Source organism: Streptomyces cinnabarinus (assembly GCF_027270315.1).
GTDB classification, from domain to species: Bacteria; Actinomycetota; Actinomycetes; order Streptomycetales; family Streptomycetaceae; genus Streptomyces; species Streptomyces cinnabarinus.
The window spans coordinates 2,462,063-2,483,054 of sequence record NZ_CP114413.1 but is presented as its reverse complement, the minus strand read 5'-3'; the positions used below and the strand labels follow the sequence as shown (position 1 = coordinate 2,483,054).

Annotated in this window: 14 protein-coding genes; 4 read left to right on the top strand and 10 right to left on the bottom strand. The window is 70.8% G+C overall.

Annotated features, from left to right (window positions below; all coding sequences use genetic code 11):
* Positions 1 to 12: 12 nt before the first annotated feature.
* The 7 genes from STRCI_RS11190 to STRCI_RS11160 all read right to left on the bottom strand — a co-directional run bounded on the left by STRCI_RS11190 (position 13) and on the right by STRCI_RS11160 (position 7,974).
* Entirely contained in the window at positions 13 to 825 is an 813-nt protein-coding gene (locus tag STRCI_RS11190; RefSeq protein ID WP_269658737.1) for an HpcH/HpaI aldolase/citrate lyase family protein, read from the bottom strand.
* Positions 822 to 2,012: a CaiB/BaiF CoA transferase family protein gene (locus tag STRCI_RS11185; RefSeq protein ID WP_269658736.1), complete on the bottom strand. Its 1,191-nt coding sequence runs from the start codon at positions 2,010 to 2,012 to the stop codon at positions 822 to 824. Before STRCI_RS11185 ends, STRCI_RS11190 begins: the two co-directional genes overlap by 4 nt.
* The gene (gene rbsK, locus STRCI_RS11180; protein ID WP_269658735.1) at positions 2,009 to 2,902 is read right to left on the bottom strand and encodes a ribokinase; all 894 of its coding nucleotides are present in this window, start codon (positions 2,900 to 2,902) and stop codon (positions 2,009 to 2,011) included. Before rbsK ends, STRCI_RS11185 begins: the two co-directional genes overlap by 4 nt.
* The gene (locus tag STRCI_RS11175; RefSeq protein WP_269658734.1) at positions 2,899 to 4,260 is read right to left on the bottom strand and encodes an ADP-ribosylglycohydrolase family protein; all 1,362 of its coding nucleotides are present in this window, start codon (positions 4,258 to 4,260) and stop codon (positions 2,899 to 2,901) included. The genes rbsK and STRCI_RS11175 overlap by 4 nt, the downstream gene beginning before the upstream one ends.
* Positions 4,248 to 5,426 (bottom strand): ADP-ribosylglycohydrolase family protein, encoded by a 1,179-nt coding sequence (locus STRCI_RS11170; protein WP_269658733.1) that lies wholly within the window; start codon positions 5,424 to 5,426, stop codon positions 4,248 to 4,250. The genes STRCI_RS11175 and STRCI_RS11170 overlap by 13 nt, the downstream gene beginning before the upstream one ends.
* A gap of 8 nt (positions 5,427 to 5,434) precedes the next feature.
* Positions 5,435 to 6,580: an ADP-ribosylglycohydrolase family protein gene (locus STRCI_RS11165; protein ID WP_418953323.1), complete on the bottom strand. Its 1,146-nt coding sequence runs from the start codon at positions 6,578 to 6,580 to the stop codon at positions 5,435 to 5,437.
* 353 nt (positions 6,581 to 6,933) lie between these two features.
* Complete coding sequence (locus STRCI_RS11160) at positions 6,934 to 7,974, bottom strand: ADP-ribosylglycohydrolase family protein (protein ID WP_269658732.1); 1,041 nt, start codon at positions 7,972 to 7,974, stop codon at positions 6,934 to 6,936.
* 271 nt (positions 7,975 to 8,245) lie between these two features.
* Between STRCI_RS11160 and STRCI_RS11155 the strand changes: the two genes are divergently transcribed.
* From STRCI_RS11155 to STRCI_RS11145, 3 genes are all read left to right on the top strand, one after another.
* The gene (locus STRCI_RS11155) at positions 8,246 to 8,977 is read left to right on the top strand and encodes a VIT1/CCC1 transporter family protein (protein ID WP_269658731.1); all 732 of its coding nucleotides are present in this window, start codon (positions 8,246 to 8,248) and stop codon (positions 8,975 to 8,977) included.
* 411 nt (positions 8,978 to 9,388) lie between these two features.
* Positions 9,389 to 13,981, top strand: a complete 4,593-nt coding sequence (gltB, locus tag STRCI_RS11150; protein ID WP_269658730.1) for a glutamate synthase large subunit — start codon at positions 9,389 to 9,391, stop codon at positions 13,979 to 13,981.
* Positions 13,974 to 15,437, top strand: coding sequence for a glutamate synthase subunit beta (locus STRCI_RS11145; protein WP_269658729.1), 1,464 nt, complete (start codon positions 13,974 to 13,976; stop codon positions 15,435 to 15,437). The genes gltB and STRCI_RS11145 overlap by 8 nt, the downstream gene beginning before the upstream one ends.
* Positions 15,438 to 15,545: 108 nt before the next feature.
* Here STRCI_RS11145 and STRCI_RS11140 read toward each other — a convergent pair whose 3' ends face one another.
* The 3 genes from STRCI_RS11140 to STRCI_RS11130 all read right to left on the bottom strand — a co-directional run bounded on the left by STRCI_RS11140 (position 15,546) and on the right by STRCI_RS11130 (position 18,712).
* Positions 15,546 to 16,199 carry a 3-keto-alpha-glucoside-1,2-lyase-like domain-containing protein gene (locus STRCI_RS11140; RefSeq protein WP_269658728.1) on the bottom strand — a complete coding sequence of 218 codons (654 nt, stop codon included), beginning with the start codon at positions 16,197 to 16,199 and terminating at the stop codon, positions 15,546 to 15,548.
* A 17-nt stretch (positions 16,200 to 16,216) separates the two neighbouring features.
* Positions 16,217 to 17,359, bottom strand: coding sequence for a non-hydrolyzing UDP-N-acetylglucosamine 2-epimerase (gene wecB / locus STRCI_RS11135; protein WP_269658727.1), 1,143 nt, complete (start codon positions 17,357 to 17,359; stop codon positions 16,217 to 16,219).
* A 108-nt stretch (positions 17,360 to 17,467) separates the two neighbouring features.
* A complete protein-coding gene (locus STRCI_RS11130; protein ID WP_269658726.1) occupies positions 17,468 to 18,712 on the bottom strand; it encodes a glycosyltransferase family 2 protein in 1,245 nt (414 codons plus the stop codon).
* 398 nt (positions 18,713 to 19,110) lie between these two features.
* Between STRCI_RS11130 and STRCI_RS11125 the strand changes: the two genes are divergently transcribed.
* On the top strand, positions 19,111 to 20,985 hold the full coding sequence (locus STRCI_RS11125) for a polysaccharide deacetylase family protein (protein ID WP_269658725.1): 1,875 nt from the start codon (positions 19,111 to 19,113) through the stop codon (positions 20,983 to 20,985).
* Positions 20,986 to 20,992 lie beyond the last annotated feature (7 nt).

Genomic DNA, 20,992 nt, shown 5'->3' with positions numbered 1-20,992 from the left:
CGGCCGCCCTTGTCAGCCGCGGCGGGCCGCGAGGGAGAGCGTGCGGTGGGCCGCCGCCACCACTGCCGCGTCGATGAACGTGCCGTCGCGCAGCGCCTGCGCACCACCGTGTGCCGTGGCCGCCTTGATGATCGCCTCCGCCCGTTCCAGGTCCTCCTCCGTGGGGAGGTAGGCCCGTTCGATGACGGGGAGTTGGCGGGGGTGGATGGCCGCGCGGCCCAGGAAGCCCAGGGCGCGGCCGTGGGCGCAGGTCGCCGCCAGGCCCGTCAGGTCACGGGTGTCGGGGTGGACGGACTGGGGCGGGGGTGGCAGGCCCGCCGCCCTGGCCGCGACGATCACCCGGGAGCGCGGCCAGTCCAGGCCCGCGTCGTCGCGTACGGAGAGGTCGGCCTTGAGGTCCGCCTCGCCCAGGGCGATGCCGTGCAGCGCGGGATGGGCCTGGGCGATGGTGAAGGCGTGCTCGATGCCCAGGGCCGATTCCAGCAGGGCGTACAGCGGATGGGGCGTGGACTGCGCGACCCGGCGGATCTGGTCGGGTGAGGTGACCTTGGGCAGCCGGAGGCCCGCCACGCCGACCAGGTGGGCCAGTGCCTTCAGGTCCGCCGCCGCGAAGGGTCCGTCCAGGGCGTTCACACGGACGTGGACCGGGACGGGCCGCGGGTCGGAGAGGAACTCGGCCGTCGCGGCGCGGGCGTACTCCTTGCGGTCGGGGGCGACCGCGTCCTCCAGGTCGATCACCACGACGTCCGCTCCGGACCGCAGCGCCTTGGCCACCGTGTCCTGGCGGTCGCCGGGGACGTACAGCCAGGTGAGCGGGATCGTCATACGGCGCCCTCCGCGCGCAGGGCCGCCACGTCCGCCGGGGTCAGGCCCAGCTCGGTGAGGACCTCGTCGGTGTCGGCGCCGTGCGGGCGGCCGGTCCAGCGGATCGCGCCGGGGGTCGCGGAGAGGCGGAAGAGGACGTTCTGCATACGCAGGGGCCCGAGCTCCGGGTCGTCGACCGTGGTGATCGTGTCGAGCGCCTGGTACTGCGGGTCCGTCATCACCTCGCGCACGTCCTGGATCGGGGCGACGGCCGCCTCCGCCTTCTCGAAGGCCGCGATCACCTCCTCGCGGGTCCGCTCGGCGATCCAGCCGCCGACCGCCGCGTCGAGGACGTCCGCGTGCCGGGCCCGGTCGGCGCCCGTGGCGAACCACGGCTCGTCGATCAGCTCCGGGCGGCCCACCAGCCGCAGAACGCGTTCCGCCACCGACTGGGCCGAGGTGGAGACCGCGACCCAACTGCCGTCCGCGGTGCGGTAGGTGTTGCGCGGCGCGTTGTTCGCCGAGCGGTTGCCGGTGCGCTGCTGGACGTAGCCGAGCTGGTCGTACCAGGTGGGCTGGGGGCCGAGGACCGAGAGCATCGGTTCGATCAGGGAGAGGTCGACGACCTGGCCCTCGCCGGTGCGGTCGCGGGCGGCGAGGGCGGTGAGGACGGCGTACGCCGTGGCCAGGCCCGCGATCGAGTCCGCGAGGCCGAACGGCGGGAGCGTCGGAGGCGCGTCCGGTTCGCCGGTGAGCGCGGCGAAACCGCTGATCGCCTCGGCGAGGGTGCCGAATCCGGGGCGGTGGGCGTAGGGGCCGAACTGGCCGAAGCCGGTGACCCGGGTGAGGACCAGACGGGGGTTGACGGCGGACAGCTCGGGCCAGCCGAGGTCCCACTTCTCCAGGGTGCCGGGGCGGAAGTTCTCGATGATCACGTCCGCGGTGCCGGCGAGCCGCAGGAGGGTGGCGCGGCCGCCCGGGGTCGACAGGTTCAGGGTGATCGTGCGCTTGTTGCGGCCGAGGTGCTTCCACCAGAGCCCGATGCCGTCCTTGGCCGGGCCGTGACCGCGGGACGGGTCGGGCTTGGCCGGGTGCTCGACCTTGATGACCTCGGCGCCGAAGTCGCCGAGCGCCGTGGCGGCGAGCGGCCCGGCGAAGAGGGTGGCGAGGTCCAGGACGCGCAGACCGGTCAGCGGGGCTCGGTTCATGAGGTGTACTGCGCCTCGATCTCGGAGCGGTACGGCATCGACTCCGACGCCCCGGCCCGCTGCACCGACAGCGCCGCCGCGGCGGCCGCCCAGGCCAGCGCGTCCGGCATCGGGCGGCCCTCGGTGAGCGCCACCGCGAGGGTGCCGGCGAAGGTGTCCCCGGCGCCGGTGGTGTCCACGGCGGTGACCTGGGGCGCGGGGACGACGATCGGCTCGGCGCCGCGGGCCGCGTACAGGCTGCCCGCCGCGCCCAGGGTGACGACCACCTCCGGGACCTCCTCCAGCAGGGCGAGCGCCGCCGCACCCGGGTCGGTACGGCCGGTGAGGGTGGTGGCCTCGTGCTCGTTGGGCAGCAACAGGTCGGTGGCGTTGAGGAGTTCGAGGGGCAGCGGCTGGGCGGGCGCCGGGGTGAGGACCGTCCGCACGCCGTGGGCACGGGCCGCCTCGGCGCCCGCGAGGACCGCGGCGAGCGGGATCTCCAGCTGGAGCAGCAGGGCGTCGGCGGAGGCGATGAGGCCCTCGTCGCCCGGGGCGAGGTGGTCGACGGTGCCGTTGGCGGCGGGGATCACCACGATCGCGTTGCCGCCCTCGTCGTCGACGACGATGTGGGCGGTGCCGGAGGAGCCCTCCGTGGTGCGCAGATGGTCGGTCTCGACGCCGGAGTGCTCCAGGGTGGAGCGCAGCCGGGTGCCGAAGGAGTCGTTGCCGACGGCGCCGATCATGGAGACGGTGGCGCCCGCGCGGGCCGCGGCGACGGCCTGGTTGGCGCCCTTGCCGCCGGGGATCGTACGGAACTCGCGGCCCGTGACGGTCTCCCCGTGCTGGGGTGCCTTCGCCACGAAGGCGACGAGATCCATGTTGGTGCTGCCGAGTACGGCGATGTGCGTCATGGGCGGTGCGCCTCCCGGTGGGTGAGGTGGGCCAGGGTGTCGAAGCCGGTGCCGTTGAAGTCACCGACGGAGGTGGACAGCCGGTTCTTGAGCGGGGTCGTCCAGTGGTCGGGGAGGGCGGAGGGGTGGCCGGTGAGGAGTCCGGCGATGCTGCCCGCCGTGGCGCCGTTGGAGTCGGTGTCCCAACCTCCGGACACGGCACGGGAGATGGCGCCGGTGAAGTCGCCGTCGGCGTGAGTGAGGGCGGCGGCGATGAGTGCGGTGTTGGGGATCGCGTGGACCCAGTGGTGGGTTCCGCCGTGGGTGGCGTGGAGTTCGTCCACGACCGTGTCGAAGTCCGCGTGCTCCTGGGCGAGTTGTACGGCGTGGTGGACCGCCCGGGACAGGCGGGAGTGCGGGGGGATCACCCTGAGGCCGGTCGCCAGACAGGTGTGGATGTCGTGGGTGCCGGTGGCCGCCCGGGCGATGGTGGCCGCGATGAACATCGCCGCGTAGACGCCGTTGGCGGTGTGGGTGAGGGTGGCGTCGCGGTGGGCCTGCTCGGCGGCGGCCGCCGGGTCGCCGGGGTTGGTCCAGCCGTGCACGTCGGCGCGGATCAGGGCGCCGATCCATTCGCGGAACGGGTTGCGGTGGCTTGCGGTTCTCGGCGGTTCCAGGCCGGTGAGGAGGTTGCGGTAGGCGATGCGTTCGGCGGTGAAGGTGCGGCCCGCGGGGAGTTCGTCGAGCCAGAGCCTCGCCACGTCCGTGGTGGTGAAGGTTCTGCCGTGGCGCCGGAGGAGGAGCAGGTTGAGGAGGGGGTAGTTGAGATCGTCGTCCTCCGGCATGCCGTCGATGTTCTCGGCGAGGGAGGTGAGGGCCGAGCGGCGGTTCCAGGGGTGGGCGGCGAGGAGGTCCTGGGGGACGCCCTTTGCCGTGAAGTACGTGGTGGGGGGCCAGTTGCCGGTCGATCCGGCCAGTTGGCGGATGGCTTCCAGGGGGAGCTTCTCCACGGGCTTGCCCAGCAGACAGCCGACCGCTCTGCCCAGCCAGGCGGCCTCCAGGCGGGTCTGGGCGGGGACGTCGGCCGGTGCCCGCGACGGCCAGGAGGGGCACATCGCCTTGATTGTGGTCAGGTCGGTCGGCTCGCTGTCCGCCAAGCTGCTCGGCAGGTCCGCCAGTTCGTCCAGCAGGTCCTCCGCCAGTAGCCGGAGGTAGGGGGAGGAGCGGTCCGGGGAGGCGCCTGCTCGTTCTGGCGCGTCGAGGCCGCCCGCCGCTCTCCAGCGGGCCGCGATTCTCGAGGGTTCGCGGCCGTCCTGGGCCGCCTGGCGGAGTTCGTGGCCGATCAGGTCCTCCGGCTGGACCCAGGTCAGTCGGAGCATCCTGGACCTCCGAGCTCGGCGAAGGCCCGCTCGTGGGCGCGGCGGCGGTCCACGTCACGGGCGAAGATCTCGCGCGTCACGGTGGTCAGGGTGCGGGCCGGTTCCCACAGGTCCAGGCGGCTGGCGTCGGCCACCTGCTTCGACCAGTCCTCGGGGACGGGGTGGCCCAGCGCGCCGGACAGGGCGCCGGACATCGTGGCGATGGAGTCGCAGTCCCGGCCGTAGTTCACCGAACCCAGCACCGTGCGGCGGTAGTCGCCGGAGGCCAGCAGCAACATGCCGAGCGCGACGGGGAGTTCCTCGATCGCGTGCAGCCGGGAGGGGCGCCGGGCGCCGAGGGACGGGGCGCGGTAGTCGGGGCCCACCGTGTCGTACGGGGCCACTGCTTCGCGCAGGGGCTTCAGCGCCGACTCGAACTCGGTGTGCCTCGACGCCACTTCGCAGACCTTCTCGATCGCCTCGCGGGTGCCGTCCTTGGCCAGCGCGAGGCAGGCGGCGACGACCGAGTCCGGGGTCGCACCGGGGGCGCAGGCCGCCGCCACCGCCGCCGCGAAGACTCCCGCCGCCTCCCTGCCGTACGACGACTGGTGGGCGCCCGCGATGTCGAGGGCCTCGGCGTAGGCGGCGGACGGGGCGGCGGCGTTGACCAGGCCGACCGGCGCCATGTACATCGCCGCGCCGCAGTTGACGATGTTGCCGGTGCCGGCCTCCCGGGGGTCCACGTGGCCGTAGTGGAGGCGGGTGACCAGCCATTTCTCCGCGAGGAAGATGCGCTGGAGGGGGAGCGCCTCCGACTCGAGTTCCGGGATCCAGCGCGGGTTCGTCATCAGGTCGGGGACCAGGTGGTCGGCGACGGCGTAGGCGTCGAGGTGGTCGCGGACCGTGGCGTAGACCCTGATCAGCGCGTGGGTCATCAAGGTGTCGTCGGTGACGTGGCCGTCGCCCTTGTGGTACGGCGCGAGGGGGCGGGCCGTGCGCCAGGCCTCGCCGTTCCAGGGGCCGACGATGCCGTGCACCCGGCCGCCGTGGCGTTCGACGATCTGCTCGGGGGAGTAGCCCTCGACCGGGCCGCCCAGGGCGTCGCCGACGGCGGCTCCGACGAGCGCTCCGGTGATCCGGTCGTCCAGGCTCGCCTCTGTGGAGTTTTCTGGTGTTTTGGACTTCATGCGCCGAATCATCCTCCTGACCCGGCCGGTTGCGTGGCTTCGAGGAGTTCGGCGAGTTCCACGAGGTCCGTGCCGGTCAGACGGGGGAGGGCGCAGCCGGACAGGACGCGGCAGGCGTTGCGCCAGGCGGCGGGGATCGCGGCGCCGCCGCCGAGGGCGCCGGTGAGGGCGCCGACCAGGGCGGGGGCGGAGTCGGCGACCCGGGAGAGGCAGGCGGCGGCGGGGACCGCTTCGGCGATGCGGCCCCGTGCGGCGGTGGTGAGGGCGAGGGCGACGGGGACGGTCTCGGCGGCGGCGATGCCGTAGCTGTAGACGTGATCGACGATCTGGTGTTCCAGCTGGGGGATGAGGGCGAAGGCGCTGTCGGCGTCGTGGGCGAGGGCGAGGGCGTGGCGGGCGTTGCGGCCGATCTCCGTCTCGGGCGGGAGTTCTGCCAGGGCCGCGGTGACGCAGGTGTCCAGGCGGGCGCCGGAGAGGGCTTGGGCGATGGCGGCGGCCATGGCGCGGGCGCCGTGGACCCCGTCGCCGTCCTGGGTATAGCGGGCGTCGAACTCGGCGAGTTCCGCGGCCAGTTGGGGGTCGCCGGGGTGGGCTGCGGCGAGGACGCAGGCGCGGATGCAGGCCGCGTCGTCGAAGTAGTGGGGGTTGTCGTGGCCGGTGGCGGGTGGGCGTAGGCCCGCTGCCAGGTTGCCCAGGCCCGCTCTTACCGAGATGCGGGCGCGCAGGGGGAGTACGGCGGATTCGATCTCGGGGGCGCGGTCCGCTGCGGCGGCTACCTCGCTGGCTACGGCGTTCCAGGTGAGGTCGATGGCTGCGCGCATGCGGCGGTGTCTGCTGAGGTCGCCCAGGGCGGTGTCGTCGCCTGCTCTCAGTACGGCTTCCGCGGCGAAGGTTGCCCATTCCGCGTCGTCGGAGGGGCCCAGGCGGAGGGGTTCGGGGGGTTGGTTGAGGGCGATGGGGACGGGGAGGGTGGTGGTGGCGTTCTGTTCGGCGAAGGTGTCGAGTTCGCGGGTCAGGCGGCGGGTCCATTCCGGCATGCGGGCGGCTCGGTGGCGGGCGGCGGGCCAGCCGGCGGCGTCGCCTGCGGCGAGGCCGAGGAGGAGTCCCTCGATCCGACGGTCCTTTCTCGCCCCCGCCGCCCTTACCCGTCCCATCCCCAGGGGCGTCGCCCCTTCGACCCCACCAGGGGGCGCTGCCCCCTGGACCCCCAACGGCCCTGAAGGGGCCTCGTCCTCAAACGCCGGACGGGCTGGGGGTGGTTGGGGGTTCGGGAAGGGTTCGGGTTCGGCCTCGGGGGTCGGGTGGGCTGGGGGTGGTTGGGGTGCGTGGGCCTCTGCGGGTGGGTGGGGGGGTGGGATGGTTTCGGGTTCGGCCTCAGATGCCGGACGGGCTGGAGATGGTTGGGGGTTTGGGATGGGTTCGGGCTCGGGCTCGGGCGTGGGGTGGGGTGAGACGTGTGGGCCGGTGGTCGGGTGGCCTGGTCCCTCGTCGAGGAGTGGTTCTGGGGTCATTTCTGGGGCTCCGGGTCCGTCGCGGTCGCTGTCGGTGCGTGGTCGCCCGGGGTCAGCAGGTCTGCTACTTCCAGTACGTGGTGGCCTCGCATCGCCGGGAGGCAGGTGCCCCTTGCCGGGCCGATGGCTGTTGACCAGTCCGGGGGGATGGCCGAGGCGCCCCGCGTCGCGCCCGACAGGGCGCCTGCCACGGCCGCCGTCGTGTCGGCGTCTCTGCCCATGTTCACCGCGGTCAGGACCGCATCGACGAAGTCGCCGTCGGCCGCCGCGTAGGCGCCGAAGGCCAGGGCGACGGCCTCGGGGGCCAGGTCGGTCCAGGGGTAGCCGCCGATCACCACCGCGGAGCGGACGGCCCGTTCGCCTCGGTGGGCCACCGCGACCGCCCGGCGCAGCGAGCGGGCCGTCCAGGAGTCGTCCGGGACCACGGCCAGTGCCGAGGCGATCACCGCGATCGTCGGCGCCCCGGCCATTGCCGCCGCCACACCCGCCGCCACCGCCTGGCCGCCGTAGATGCCCTCCCCGTCATGGCTGACCGAGCCGTCGATGGCCGCGAGGCGGGCCGCTTCGGCGGGGCGGCCCGCGGCGTAGACCCCGAACACCGCCGCCCGCATCGCCAGTCCGTCGCTCCAGGCATGGCGGTGCTGGGCGGAGATGGGGGCCGCCAGGCCGCGGCGGAGGTTCTCCAGGGTGCCGCGTTCGCTGAAGCCCGCGCCCCGGAACGGGCCCTCGTCCCGGTCCGCGATCCACTCGTGCCATGCCGCCTCCACATGCGCGGGCGTCAGTGCCGAGCCGTGGCGGGCCAGGAGGAGCCCGGAGAAGATCGCGTACTCCGTGTCATCCGTGCCGGACGGGTGCTCCGCCACGTAGCCCGTGATGCGGCCCCAGCGGGCCCGGATCTCCGACGGCTTCATGTTCTCCGCGGGGGCGCCCAGCGCGTCGCCCACCGCCAGACCCAGGAGCGCGCCGCGCGCCCGGTCGCGGAGTTCGGCGGCGTCCCCCGGCGCCGGGACCGAGGGGATGCAGGCGATCGATGCCATACGCGGCCTCTCCTCCGGGGGCTCCCAGGGCGCGGAGCCCTTTGCGGATGTGTCCCACGGGAGGGGAACGGGAGAGCCTTCGTGAGCTCAGCGTCACCCGGTCGACATCTGTGCAGAGTCTCAATCGGATGAGCGGAATCATGCAAAACCGCAGGTTAGCCCAGCCTTTCCTTGCTGGCGGGGGCGGAATTCGCGGCGTACATTTGCTGTTGTCGAAGAATAGAACTTGTCCAAACTTAGCCTTTCCTAAGTTCGAGGGGGACCCTGACCCATGGCGATCATCGAGACCGAGGCCGCGCTCCATGAGGCGCACCGTGACAACCACACGCACCGCGACGTCAACGGCGGCTGGCTGCGCCCCGCCGTCTTCGGCGCCATGGACGGGCTCGTCTCCAACCTCGCCCTGATGACCGGTGTCGCCGGCGGTCAGGTCGGTCATCAGGCGGTGGTGCTGACCGGGCTCGCGGGGCTCGCCGCCGGCGCTTTCTCGATGGCCGCGGGCGAGTACACGTCCGTCGCCTCACAGCGGGAGCTGGTCGAGGCCGAGCTGGATGTCGAGCGGCGCGAGCTTCGTAAGCATCCGGAGGACGAGGAGGCCGAGTTGGCCGCTCTGTACCGGGCTCGCGGGGTGGATGCCGAGCTCGCCGACGCGGTCGCCCGGCAGCTCTCCCGGGATCCTGAGCAGGCCCTGGAGATACACGCCCGGGAGGAGCTCGGGATCGACCCGGGTGACCTGCCCTCGCCCACCGTCGCCGCCGTGTCGTCCTTCGGCGCCTTCGCGCTGGGTGCGCTGCTGCCGGTGCTGCCCTATCTGCTCGGGGCGACCGCGCTCTGGCCCGCCGTACTGCTGGCTCTCTTCGGGCTCTTCGCCTGCGGTGCGGTCGTGGCCAAGGTGACCGCGCGGACCTGGTGGTACAGCGGTTTGCGGCAACTTGCCCTGGGTGGCGCCGCGGCCGGTGTGACGTACGCCCTGGGCAGCCTGTTCGGAACGGCCGTAGGATAGTGCGACTGGAACTTATGCGATGGGCCGCATAAGTAGCCGTTACTCGCTGGTTTCGAATGGTTAACCACCGGGCATGAGCCGTAAGCGCTGTGGGCAATGGTGCCTGCCGCGCGCCTGAGTGAGGTGGGCGACGACGCCCCCCTCGCCACCGCCGACTGGCACCGATCTGATCGATCTTGTCCTCGTCGGTCCCCAATACTTTTCGGCCGCTTCGCGCGGCCCCGCCGTCACCCCACGGTGTCCGCATGTTGGAACGGTGTATCCGGTTCCCGAGAACCGCTCCATCATGTAACCTGCACGAAATTTTGATCAGCCAGTGATCACCGCAGATCACACAGCGCGGATCAACGCAGAGGGCCAACGTCGTCCCTCGGCACCAGCTAAATGCCACTGACGACGACGGGAGAGCCGATGCGTACGCCGCGCCAGCCGTCCCAGCATTCCGCGAATGGCCAGAACTGGTCCTTCATGGATGCTCGCCCTGCTGCGCAGGGTATGTACGACCCCCGCAACGAGCACGACGCCTGTGGCGTCGGCTTCGTGGCCACCCTCACCGGCGAGGCGAGCCACGCGCTGGTCGAGCAGGCGCTCACGGTTCTGCGCAACCTGGAGCACCGCGGCGCCACCGGCTCCGAGCCCGACTCGGGTGACGGCGCGGGCATCCTGTCCCAGGTTCCGGACGCCTTCTTCCGTGACGTCGCCGGTTTTGACCTGCCGTCGGCCGGTGCGTACGCCGTCGGTATCGCCTTCCTGCCGGAGGACGGGACCGAGGCCGCTGTCTCACAGATCGAGACGATCGCCGGTGAAGAGGGCCTGACCGTCCTCGGCTGGCGTGAGGTTCCGGTCGCGCCCGAGCTGCTCGGCGCCACCGCCCGTTCGACGATGCCCGCCTTCCGGCAGATCTTCGTCGGCGACGGCGCCTCGGAGGGCATCGACCTCGACCGCAAGGCCTTCGTGCTGCGCAAGCGCGCCGAGCGGGAGGCCGGTGTCTACTTCCCGTCGCTCTCCGCCCGCACGATCGTCTACAAGGGCATGCTGACCACCGGCCAGTTGGAGCCCTTCTTCCCGGACCTGTCCGACCGCCGCTTCGCCTCCGCGATCGCGCTCGTGCACTCCCGGTTCTCCACGAACACCTTCCCGTCGTGGCCGCTCGCCCACCCGTACCGGTTCGTCGCGCACAACGGTGAGATCAACACCGTCAAGGGCAACCGCAACTGGATGCGCGCCCGTGAGTCGCAGCTCGTCTCCGACCTGTTCGGCACCGAGAAGCTCGACCGCGTCTTCCCGGTCTGCACCCCGGACGCCTCCGACTCCGCCTCCTTCGACGAGGTGCTCGAACTCCTCCACCTCGGTGGGCGTTCGCTGCCGCACTCCGTGCTGATGATGATCCCGGAGGCGTGGGAGAACCACGACTCCATGGACCCGGCCCGGCGCGCCTTCTACCAGTTCCACTCCACGATGATGGAGCCCTGGGACGGCCCCGCCTGTGTCACCTTCACCGACGGCAAGCAGGTCGGCGCCGTGCTGGACCGCAACGGTCTGCGCCCCGGCCGCTACTGGGTCACTGACGAGGGCCTGGTCGTCCTCGGCTCCGAGGTCGGCGTCCTCGACATCGACCCCGCCAGGGTCGTCCGCAAGGGCCGGCTCCAGCCGGGCCGGATGTTCCTCGTCGACACCGTCGAGCACCGGATCATCGAGGACGACGAGATCAAGGCCCAGCTCGCCGCGGAGAAGCCGTACGCGGAGTGGCTGGAGGCCGGCGAGATCGAGCTGTCCGACCTGCCCGAGCGCGAGCACATCGTGCACACCCACGCCTCGGTCACCCGCCGTCAGCAGACCTTCGGTTACACCGAGGAGGAGCTGCGGATCATCCTCGCGCCGATGGCCAAGTCCGCCGCCGAGCCGATCGGTTCGATGGGCACCGACTCGCCGATCGCCGCGCTGAGCGAGCGTCCGCGTCTGCTCTTCGACTACTTCACCCAGCTGTTCGCGCAGGTCACCAACCCGCCGCTGGACGCCATCCGCGAAGAGCTCGTCACGTCGCTGCGCAGCTCGCTCGGTCCGCAGGGCAACCTGCTCGACCCGACGGCCGCTTCCTGCCGTAGCGTCACGCTGCCGTTCCCGGTGATCGACAACGACGAGCTGGCCAAGCTCATCCACATCAACGCCGACGGCGACATGCCCGGCTTCAAGGCCGCGACCCTGTCCGGTCTCTACCGGGTCTCCGGCGGCGGTGACTCCCTCGCCGCGCGCATCGAGGAGATCTGCGCCGAGGCCGACGCCGCCATCGAGAACGGCGCCCGGCTGATCGTCCTGTCGGACCGGCACTCCGACGCCGAGCACGCGCCGATCCCCTCGCTGCTGCTCACCGCGGCCGTCCACCACCACCTCATCCGCACCAAGCAGCGCACCCACGTGGGCCTGCTGGTCGAGGCCGGTGACGTCCGCGAGGTCCACCACGTCGCCCTGCTCATCGGCTTCGGCGCCGCGGCGGTCAACCCCTACCTGGCGATGGAGTCGGTCGAGGACCTGGTCCGCGCCGGCACCTTCCTGCCCGGCATCGAGTCCGAGCAGGCCATCCGCAACCTGATCTACGCCCTCGGCAAGGGCGTACTGAAGGTCATGTCGAAGATGGGCATCTCGACCGTCGCCTCCTACCGCGGCGCCCAGGTCTTCGAGGCCGTCGGTCTCGACCAGAGCTTCGTCGAGAAGTACTTCAACGGCACCGCCACCAAGATCGGCGGCGTCGGCATCGACGTCATCGCCAAGGAGGTCGCCGCCCGGCACGCCAAGGCGTACCCCGCCTCCGGCATCGCTCCCGCGCACCGCGCGCTGGAGATCGGCGGCGAGTACCAGTGGCGGCGCGAGGGCGAGCCGCACCTGTTCGACCCGGAGACGGTCTTCCGCCTCCAGCACTCGACCCGCAGCGCGCGCTACGACATCTTCAAGCAGTACACGGACCGGGTGAACGAGCAGTCCGAGCGGCTGATGACGCTCCGCGGCCTGTTCGGCTTCACCTCCGACCGCCCGTCGATCTCCATCGACGAGGTCGAGCCGGTCTCCGAGATCGTCAAGCGCTTCTCCACCGGCGCCATGTCGTACGGCTCCATCTCCAAGGAGGCGCACGAGACCCTCGCCATCGCCATGAACCAGCTGGGCGGCAAGTCCAACACCGGTGAGGGCGGCGAGGACCCGGAGCGGCTGTACGACCCGGCGCGGCGGTCCAGCATCAAGCAGGTCGCCTCCGGCCGCTTCGGTGTGACCTCCGAGTACCTGGTCAACGCGGACGACATCCAGATCAAGATGGCCCAGGGCGCCAAGCCCGGCGAGGGCGGCCAGCTGCCCGGCCACAAGGTCTACCCGTGGGTGGCCAAGACCCGTCACTCGACGCCGGGTGTCGGCCTCATCTCGCCGCCGCCGCACCACGACATCTACTCCATCGAGGACCTGGCTCAGCTGATCCACGACCTCAAGAACGCCAACCCGCAGGCCCGCATCCACGTGAAGCTGGTCTCCGAGGTCGGCGTCGGCACCGTCGCCGCGGGTGTCTCCAAGGCCCACGCGGACGTCGTGCTCATCTCCGGTCACGACGGTGGTACGGGTGCCTCGCCGCTGACGTCGCTCAAGCACGCCGGTGGCCCCTGGGAGCTCGGCCTCGCCGAGACCCAGCAGACCCTGCTGCTCAACGGCCTGCGCGACCGCATCGTCGTGCAGACCGACGGCCAGCTGAAGACCGGCCGTGACGTCGTCATCGCCGCGCTGCTCGGCGCCGAGGAGTTCGGTTTCGCGACCGCGCCGCTCGTCGTCTCCGGCTGCGTCATGATGCGCGTCTGCCACCTGGACACCTGCCCGGTCGGCATCGCCACCCAGAACCCGGTGCTGCGCGACCGGTTCTCCGGCAAGGCCGAGTACATCGTGAACTTCTTCCGGTTCATCGCCGAGGAGGTCCGCGAGATCCTCGCCGAGCTGGGCTTCCGCTCCATCGAGGAGGCCGTCGGCCACGCCGAGGCGCTCGACGTCACCCGTGCCGTCGACCACTGGAAGGCGCAGGGCCTGGACCTGGCCCCGCTGTTCCACGTGCCGACGCTGCCCGAGGGCGCAGTCCGCCACCAGCTGATCGAGCAGGACCACGGCCTGGAGAAGGCGCTCGACAACGAGCTGATCAAGCTCGCCGCCGATGCCCTCGCCGCGGACTCCGCGACCGACGCCCAGCCGGTGCGCGCCCAGGTCGCCATCCGCAACATCAACCGCACGGTCGGCACCATGCTGGGCCACGAGGTGACGAAGAAGTTCGGTGGCGCGGGCCTGCCCGACGACACCGTCGACATCACCTTCACCGGCTCGGCCGGCCAGTCCTTCGGCGCCTTCCTGCCGCGCGGTGTCACGCTGCGCCTGGAGGGCGACGCCAACGACTACGTCGGCAAGGGCCTCTCCGGCGGCCGGGTCGTCGTCCGCCCCGACCGGGGCGCCGACCACCTCGCCGAGTACTCCACCATCGCGGGCAACACCATCGCGTACGGCGCGACCGGCGGCGAGCTGTTCCTGCGGGGCCGGACCGGCGAGCGGTTCTGTGTCCGCAACTCCGGTGCCCTGGTCGTCTCGGAGGGCGTGGGCGACCACGGCTGCGAGTACATGACCGGCGGTCACGCGGTGGTCCTCGGTGAGACGGGCCGCAACTTCGCGGCCGGTATGTCGGGCGGTGTCGCCTACGTCATCGACCTCGACCGGGACAACGTCAACGTCGGCAACCTCGACGCCGTCGAGGCGCTGTCCGACGACGACAAGCAGTGGCTGCACGACGTGGTGCGCCGGCACGCCGAGGAGACCGGCTCCACGGTCGCCGGGAAGCTGCTCGCCGACTGGGACGCCTCCGCGGAGCGCTTCAGCAAGATCATCCCCAGCACGTACAAGGCAGTGCTCGCCGCCAAGGACGCCGCCGAGCGAGCCGGTCTCTCCGAGACCGAGATCACCGAGAAGATGATGGAGGCGGCGATCAATGGCTGACCCGAAGGGCTTTCTGAACCACGGCCGCGAGGTCGCCAAGTCCCGCCCCGTCGACGTGCGCCTGAAGGACTGGAACGAGGTCTACGTCCCCGGCTCCCTGCTGCCGATCATCAGCAAGCAGGCCAGCCGCTGCATGGACTGCGGCATCCCGTTCTGCCACAACGGCTGTCCGCTCGGGAACCTGATCCCGGAGTGGAACGACTTCGCCTATCGCGAGGACTGGGAGGCCGCCTCCGAGCGGCTGCACGCGACCAACAACTTCCCGGAGTTCACCGGTCGCCTCTGCCCCGCTCCCTGTGAGTCGGCGTGTGTGCTCGGCATCAACCAGCCGGCCGTCACCATCAAGAACGTCGAGGTCTCCATCATCGACAAGGCGTGGGAGACCGGTGACGTCGCCCCGCAGGCGCCCGAGCGGCTGTCCGGCAAGACCGTCGCGGTCATCGGCTCGGGCCCGGCCGGCCTCGCCGCCGCCCAGCAGCTGACCCGGGCCGGCCACACGGTCGCCGTCTACGAGCGCGCGGACCGTATCGGCGGCCTGCTGCGCTACGGCATCCCCGAGTTCAAGATGGAGAAGCGGCACATCAACCGCCGTATCGAGCAGATGCGCGCGGAGGGCACCCGCTTCCGTACCGGTATCGAGATCGGCCGCGACCTCAAGGCGACCGACCTCAAGAAGCGGTACGACGCCGTCGTCATCGCCGCCGGTGCCACCACCGCTCGTGATCTCCCCGTCCCCGGGCGCGAGTTGACGGGCATCTACCAGGCGATGGAGTACCTGCCGCTGGCCAACAAGGTCCAGGAGGGCGACTACGTCACCACCCCGATCTCGGCCGAGGGCAAGCACGTCGTCGTCATCGGCGGCGGCGACACCGGCGCCGACTGCGTGGGCACCGCCCACCGTCAGGGCGCGGCCTCGGTGACGCAGCTGGAGATCATGCCCCGCCCGAACGAGGAGCGGAACGCGGTCTCCCAGCCCTGGCCGACCTTCCCGATGCTCTACAAGGTCACCTCGGCGCACGAGGAGGGCGGTGAGCGGGTCTACTCCGTCTCCACCACCCATTTCGAGGGCGACGAGGACGGCAACGTCCAGTGGCTGCACCTCACCGAGGTGGAGTTCATCGACGGCAAGCTGACCCCGAAGCCGGGCAGCGAGCGGAAGATCCCCGCCCAGCTGGTCACCCTCGCCATGGGCTTCACCGGCACCGACCGGGAGAACGGCCTAGTCGAGCAGTTCGGCCTGGACCTCGACGAGCGCGGTAACATCTCCCGCGACGCCGACTTCCAGACCAACGTGCCGGGCGTGTACGTCGCCGGTGACGCGGGCCGCGGCCAGTCGCTGATCGTGTGGGCCATCGCCGAGGGCCGCTCGGCCGCCCGTGGCGTGGACCGCTTCCTGACCGGAGCCAGCGACCTGCCGGCCCCGATCCGCCCGACCGACAGGTCACTGATGGTCTGACGGTCCGTCGAGGACCGTTCAAGAGACGTCCCGTACAAAGGCGTACGGAACACAGACGGCGCCTGCCCTTGTCCCCGACCGGACGACCGGGCAGGCGCCGTCAAATTTTCACCGGGCCCTCAGCCCTTCGAACCGCACCGTGGCGTCCTCGGTGTACGCCCCCACCTTCCCCTCCAGGTAAGGGCGTTCGGAGTCGGTGAACTCCACCAGCCGGTCCCCGTCCACGGTGACCGTGACCGACGCCCCGTCCTGCTCCACCCGCACCTCGTGCCAGTCACCCACCTCGTACCTCTCGTGCCCGGTGGCCAGGAACCGCTGCCCGCCCGGGTAGGCGGGATCCCGCTTGCCCAGCTCCCAGCCGTTGGGCTTGAGGGTGACGTAGTAGAAGTGCTCCGGATCGGTGTACGCCCACACCAGCCACGGCACCTCCCAGGGATTGGGGTCGGGCTCGCGCAGTTGCTCGACCGTGTGCATCCGGGCCTCGAAGCGGACGTCGGTGTACGACGCCGTACTCACCACGAGTCCCGCATGCGTGGTCCCCGGGTCCTCCGCGGGCATCGGCGACAGCGTCAGCGAGTCGTCGTCGCCCGAGTTGGTGCCGTGGCCGTTGAACACCGACAGCCAGCGGCCGTGCACGGAACCGTCGGCCCACGGGGACACCGGCGGTGACGGTTCGCCGGAACCGCACTGGCTCAGGGTGATGGCCAGCACCCCGGCGAGCGTCACCGCCAGCAGGACGCCACGCAGGAGTGAGCGAGTCATACGGACGAGTATGGCTCTCAGACCGTCGCGTCGAGAGGCACATCCGCGGCGAAGTCCTCGGCCAGCTGGGCCAGTACGCGGTCCGCGGCCCGGCCGTCGCCGAACGGATTGCCCGCCCCCGCCATCCGCCGGTACAGCGCCCGGTCGTCCAGCAGCTCCCCGGCCGCCTGCACGATGACCTCCGGATCGGTTCCGATCAGCCGGGCCGCGCCCGCCTCCACCGCCTCCGGGCGCTCGGTCGTGGTCCGCAGCACCAGGGCGGGCTTGCCGAGGCTCGGCGCCTCCTCCTGGATGCCGCCGGAGTCGGTGAGCACCAGATCGCACTCGGCGAGCGTGGCCGCGAAGTCCAGATAGTCCAGCGGCTCCACCAGCGAGATGCCGTCGTGGCCGTCGAGTTCGGGCAGCAGCGCCTCCCGCACCGCCGGGCTCAGATGCAGCGGCAGCACGATCTCCACATCCCCCCGCCCGGCCAGCCGGCGCAGCGCCCGGCCCATCCCGCGCATCCGCTCGCCCTGGTTCTCCCGCCGGTGCAGGGTGACCAGGATCCGCTTGGCCGGGGTGCGGAACGCGGAGGCGCCGGTGCCCTCGGCCAGCACCCACAGCAGGTTGTCGATCACGGTGTTGCCGGTGACGAAGACCTGCTCCTTCGGCACGCCCTCGTCGGTCAGATGCCGGGCCGCGCGCGGGGTCGGGGCGAAGTGCCAGCGGGCGATCCGGCCGATCAGACAGCGGTTGAGCTCCTCCGGGAACGGGTTGTCGATGACGCCGGTGCGCAGTCCGGCCTCCACATGGGCGACCGGGATCTTCTCGTAGAACGCGGCGAGCGCCCCGGCCAGCGCGGTGGTGGTGTCCCCCTGCACCACGACCAGGTCCGGCCGCTGCAGCCGCATCACCTCCCCGAGTTCGGCGACCAGCCGGGCGGTCAGGTCGGAGAGCTGCTGGCGGCTGCGCATCACATCGAGCGCGATCCGGCTGGAGACGCCGAGCAGGCCGAGCATCTGGTGCAGCATCTCGCGGTGCTGGCCGGTGGTGACGACCACCGGTTCGAAATGCGTGCCGACGGCCATGGAGCGGGCCACCGGCGCCAGCTTGATGGCTTCGGGCCGGGTACCGAGCACCAGCATGGCGCGTACGGGCACGGCTGACGGAAGTGTGGACATGGCAAGCCCCCCTTGGGCGCGCGCGGTCGCAGGGCCGCGCGTAAGGGTGAAAGGAGAGATGAGAGAGCGACAGAGCGACGAGCGAGAGCGGGCGGACGGGCGAAGACGTCAGGTGCGCGCGGTCTTCAGCCAGGTCCGTTTGCCGGTGAGCATCCGCCAGAAGCCCCACCATCCGGCGGCGAACCAGATGTAGCCGTAGAAGACGAAGACATGGGCGAGCAGCACCGAGCGCACCAGGCCGAGATCCCGCTCACGCCGCGCGTACACGAAGCCGTAGGCATAGGCGGCCGTGAACGAGAGCAGATACGGGCCGAGCAGCCACATGGGCGACACCAGCGGCTGTCCCTGCTGGACCGAGGCCACGGTGGTGGCGCCCAGGGCGACCAGGAAGGACAGCGGGAGCAGCGAGGTGAGCAGGATCAGCACCGGGCTGGACAGGTGGTAGAGCAGATCCAGCGCCGGCCGGGTCGGCACGTCCCGCAGGATGAGCGGCACGAGTCCGGCCGACTGCAGGTGTCCCTGGAACCAGCGTGAGCGCTGCCGGATCAGCCGCCGCAGGCTGAGCACGGCCTGCTGGGAGACCGAGGCGGTGGTGCAGTGCTGGTTGGTCCAGCCCTTGGCGATCAGCCGGACGCCGAGGTCGAGGTCCTCGGTGAGGCTGTCGCTCCACGGGCCGTCCCCGCCCAGGGTGTCGAGCGCGGACAGCCGCATGAACTGGCCGTTGCCGCCCATGCCGACGCTGCCGATGAAGCGGCGCGCGCTCTGGAACACGTCGCCGTAGACGACGAACTCCATGTCCTGCATGCGGGCGAGCAGCCCCTGGCGACGGTTGTACATACGGACGCAGACCTGAACCGCGCCCGTACGAGGGTCGTCGAAGTAGGGGTCCACCGACTGCACGACATGCGGGTCGAGGCGGCCGTCGGCGTCCACCACGCACAGGACGATGTCATCGGGGTCGCGCCCGCCGAGCAGTCCCGATTCCCTGAGGTGGCGCACTCCGTCGTTGAGCGCGGCGCCTTTGCCCCGGCGTGCGTTCGGCAGCGTGCGCCGGTGCAGCCGGACCCGGTCGGGGTCGGCGGCCAGCGCGATCGCGGAGGTGCGGTCGTCGGAGCCGTCGTCGATGACCAGCGCCATGAAATTCCCGGCGGGCAGCGAGGTGATACGCGCCAGGCTTTCGGAAAGCACACGCTCTTCGTTCAGACAGGCGATCAGGAATACATAGAACCGTTCTCTCCGCTCGGTGCGGGTGCGGCGAATTCTGCGGCGGGAGAGAAGGAAAAGACTCGTGTTGTAGCAGCCGGCCAGCATGATCAGGCTGATGGCCGCCCACAGCAGCACCTCAATGATCATGGCCACCCCCGGCGCTGACCTGCGCTTTCCTGGTCTGTCTGCGCAGTCGCGTCCGGGCTATCAGTATGAGACAGGCGGTCAGGCAGTACAGCAGGAATCCGGCTCCCGCCGTTGCCTGTAGTGCTTTGGCCAAAGGCAGGCCGGGTATCGCTTCCGGCGCGGCCATGGCCCCTGCCAGGGGCAACATTGCCCCCAGCGCGGGTCGTCCATACATTGTCCCCCCACATTTCACAGCGCGTCCCCATCGCGCGAAGGTGAACGTAGCAGACCGCCGGGCCGCCTCAGAAGGGTGTTTGTAAAAAGAGCTGGGCCCATTGACACCCTTCTTGATCGCCAAGAACAATCGGTGACTTCTTGCCGGAAAAACTCTTTGCCAAAAGCTTGGCAAAGTGGGGGGAATGATCGTGAGACCACTCAACCGGCCTCGGAGATGGGGATTTTCGAGGCTTTCCCTGGTTCTGTTACTCGTTGCCGCGCTGTTCAGCGGCACCTTCCTGGCCGCCGGCGCGCAGGCGGCCGGCGGACCGGACCGCGGGCACGGCGAATCGCGCGGCACCCGGACCGGGCTCAACCGCGTCGACCTGAAGGGCTGGGCGAAGGCCCAGGTCAAGGCCGACAGGGCGCGCCACGACCGGGCCCGCGCCAGGACCACGGCGGCCGTCACCCCGGCGACCGCCACCGCATCCGTATCCGCACTCGCCTCCGCCGTGAGCCGCCAGGCGGAGCTGATCTCCCCGGCCGACATCGGCCCCGCCGCCGAACCGACCACCCTCGTCCTGTACGACACCGCGGGCCCCTACGGGCACCTCGGCGAGCTGTACGCCATGGCTGCGGCCAACCTGGCGGGCCACTTCGGCAGCGTGACCACGAAGCCGGTCTCGCAGTACACCGCCGGCCTGGTCGAGTCGTACACGGCCACGATCTACATCGGGTCGACCTACTACTGCTGCGACGTCCCGGACGCGGTCCCGGCCGCCTTCTACCAGGACGCGCTCACCACCACCAAGCCCGTGACCTGGATGGGCGCCAACATCTGGAACATGGCGAACGCCGTGGGCGTCGCCCAGTTCACCCAGAAGTACGGCTGGGACCCGACGACGTCGTACTACGAGGACGGCGGCTCCGTCGGCACCGTCACTCAGGTGACGTACAAGGGCCAGACGCTCACCCGGAAGATCCCGGCCGGGCAGGACGGCGGGGTACTGCGCCCCAACGTCCTGACCGGCGGCGGATATCCGCAGGTCACCCGCGTCGCCGAGGGCCTGGACTCGTCCAACGGGCACACCTTCGGCTGGGCGGTCCGCTCGTCCAACCTCACCTACGTCGGTGAGATCCCCTTCTCCTACGTCTCCGAGAGCGACCGGGTCATCGTCTTCGAGGACCTGCTCTTCGACGCCCTCGCCCCGGCCACCGCCGAACGGCACCGGGCGATCGTGCGCCTGGAGGACATCAGCCCCAACTCCGAACCGTCCGAACTGCGGGCCATCGCGGACTACCTGTACGGACAGCAGATCCCGTACGGCATCAACGTGATCCCCGTCTACACCGATCCGAACGGCACCTACAACAACGGCGTCCCGGAGACGGTCAAACTGACCGACCGGCCCCAACTGGTCAACGCACTGAAGTACATGCTGGCCAGGGGCGCGGTGCTGATGAACCACGGCTACACGCATCAGTACGGCAACGCCGCCAACCCCTACAACGGCGTCAGCGGCGACGACTTCGAGTTCTACCGGGCCCATGTGGACTCCGCGAACAGCGTGATCTACGACGGACCGGTGGCCGGGGACTCCGCCGCCTGGGCACAGGGCCGGGTCGACAGCGCGCTCGCCGAGTTCGCCGCGGCGGGGCTGCCCCGTCCGCAACTGTGGACCACCCCGCACTACGCGGGTTCGGCCACCGACTACCAGGTCTTCAGTTCGAACTATTCGGCCCGCCTCGAACGATCGCTTTATTTCGCCGGAACCCTCAGTGGGGTCTCGTCGGATCCGAACCGATTCATCGGGCAGTTCTTCCCGTACGTGGTGCGTGATGTGTACGGGACGAAGGTGATTCCCGAAAACATCGGGAATTACGAGCCGGAGGAATACAACAACCATCCGCCACGCCTGCCGGCCGATCTGATCGCCTCGGCCAAGGCCAATCTCGCGGTACGGGACGGCTTCGCCAGCTTCTTCTACCACCCGTACTTCCCGGTCCAGCCGTTGCGGGAGACGGTGGAGGGCATCAAGGCCCTGGGCTACACCTTCGTCAGCCCCGCGAGCCTGTGAGGCGGCA